The sequence below is a fragment of the Streptomyces sp. MnatMP-M17 genome, assembly GCF_900091995.1.
Lineage (GTDB): Bacteria > Actinomycetota > Actinomycetes > Streptomycetales > Streptomycetaceae > Streptomyces.
In genome coordinates this window covers 1-2105 of the sequence record NZ_FMDK01001207.1, presented here as the reverse complement: position 1 = coordinate 2105, position 2105 = coordinate 1, and the positions used below count along the sequence as shown (strand labels likewise).

Below are 2105 nucleotides of genomic sequence, written 5' to 3'. Positions count from 1 at the left end.
CGGCAGCGGCTGATGTCACTGCGGGCACGCGAGCCCAGCAAGATCCAAACGAGAGGCCCTGGAGGGCCCCGGTGGTGGTTCAGGCCGAGACGGAATCGGTGACGTGGCGCCACTTCTCGTCGGACTCGGCCAGGACCTGGGCGGCCTGGTGGGCGTAGCGGTAGGCGTCGCTGCCGAGCAGGAGCCTGAGCGGCGCATCCTCGCGGCCGGCGAGATCACACACGACCTGGGCGACCTTCGCCGGCTCGGCGGCTTCCACCCCGGTGGCGTCGCTCAAGGCCGCGGCGTTGCGGAGCAGGTCGGCGAACGCGCCGACAGTGGGCCGGTAAGGCTCGCTGACCGGCGGGATGGCCATCGAGGAGCCCGCCCAGTCGGTGCGCATGCCGCCCGGTTCGAGCACGGTGACCTTGATGCCGAGCGGGGCGACCTCCTGCGCGAGAACGGTGGAGAAGCCACCGACCGCCCACTTCGCACTCTGGTACGCGGCCAGACCCACCGAGCCGATCCGCCCGCCGATCGAGGAGACCTGGAAAATGTGCCCCGCGCCCTGGGCGCGCAGTGTCGGCAGCACCGCCTTGGTGACATGTACGACGCCGTAGAAGTCGGTGTCCAACTGGGCCCGGAAATCGGCCAGGTCCACGTCCTCGACTGCTGCCAGGTCGGCGTAGCCGGCGTTGTTGACCACCACGTCGAGGCGGCCGAACGCGGCCAGTCCTTGCTGGACGGCCTGCTGGACCTGGTCGTTGTCCGTGACGTCGAGCGCCACGGGCAGCACTCGCCCGCCGTGACGCGCGACCAGATCCTCCAGCTGCGCCGGTCTGCGTGCGGTGGCGACCACGCGGTCACCGCCTTCCAGTGCCGCTTCGACGATCCCGCGGCCCAGCCCGCGAGAACTCCCGGTGACGAACCACACTTTCGACATGATCAGACTCCTTGTGTACCGACGGTCCATTACATCGGCCAAGCTAATGGACCGCCGGTACCATGTCAATGTACCGGTGGTTTACCATGGCGGTATGGCCACATTCCGCCGGGCACGCAGCGAGGAACAGCGCGAGATCCGCAGACAGGCGATCCTCGACACCGCCGCCGCCATGCTCGACGAGATGCCCGTCAGCAAGATCAGCCTCAACGAGCTGAGCCGCCGGGTGGGGCTCGCCAAGTCACCGCTGCTGCGCTACTTCGAGTCCCGCGAGGCGATCCTGCTGGAACTGCTGGATCGCACCTGGAAACAGTGGCTCGCGCAGCTTCCCGAGCAACTCGCCGCCGGTATCGGCACCGACGGCACCGCCCAGCAGCGCGGCGCCCGGCTCGCCGACACCCTCACCCGCTCGCTCGCCGAGCAGCGCGCGCTGTGCGACCTGCTCGCCGCGCAGGCCGGAGTCCTGGAACACAACGTCTCCACCGATGTCGCCATCCGCTACAAGCACGCCGCCGTCGACAACGTGACCGTCCTCGCCGGAATGGTCCGCGACCACCTGCCCGAACTCGGCGCCGACGCCGGACAGGTGTCCGCCCAGGCCATCCTGATCACTGGCGCCATCCGGACGCACTCCGTACCGTCGCCGAGCATGCTCGCCGCCTACGACATCGATCCGTCACTGGCCGAGCAGCGCCTGGACTTCACCACCGCCATGCGAACGATGCTGACAACCCTGATCACCGGGACCCTCGCCCGTCCGCAGCTGGAAGCTCCTGCTCGGCGCTCCAGGAGACGAGGCGCACCCCACTGACAAACAAGTCCCGACAGTCGCGATCAAGCCGTTCACCACTCGCCGCTCACCGCGACAAGGAGCACGGATCCGGACTGGGTGTGCGCCGAAACGAGCGAGGGCGCAGTGGGACCAGGACGAGGCCGAGCTGACGGCTCAGCGGATCTCGACGACGACCTTCCCGCGGGTTCCGCCGGCGGCGAGAGCGCGCTGTGCGTCGGCTGCGCGCTCCAGGGGGTAGGTGGCGCCGACCCGCACGGTGAGCCGGCCGGTCTCGGCGAGATCGGTCAGGGCGGTGAGATCGGTGCGATTCATGCGGCAGAACACCGAGGTGACGCCCGGAGCACCGATCTCGGCTATGGACGCCATCCGTGCACCGCGGCGACCGGCTGG

The 2105-nt window shown here is 69.2% G+C and carries 3 protein-coding genes; 1 reads left to right on the top strand and 2 read right to left on the bottom strand.

The window, feature by feature from the left end:
* Positions 1 to 79: 79 nt before the first annotated feature.
* Positions 80 to 922 carry an SDR family NAD(P)-dependent oxidoreductase gene (locus GA0115259_RS37840; RefSeq protein ID WP_093605120.1) on the bottom strand — a complete coding sequence of 281 codons (843 nt, stop codon included), beginning with the start codon at positions 920 to 922 and terminating at the stop codon, positions 80 to 82.
* A 94-nt stretch (positions 923 to 1016) separates the two neighbouring features.
* Here GA0115259_RS37840 and GA0115259_RS37835 point away from each other — a divergent pair, with 94 nt between their 5' ends.
* On the top strand, positions 1017 to 1733 hold the full coding sequence (locus tag GA0115259_RS37835; protein WP_093605122.1) for a TetR/AcrR family transcriptional regulator: 717 nt from the start codon (positions 1017 to 1019) through the stop codon (positions 1731 to 1733).
* 135 nt (positions 1734 to 1868) lie between these two features.
* Here GA0115259_RS37835 and GA0115259_RS37830 read toward each other — a convergent pair.
* Positions 1869 to 2105 (bottom strand): zinc-binding dehydrogenase (locus GA0115259_RS37830; protein ID WP_141716884.1); only part of this gene is annotated, 237 nt, incomplete at its 5' end.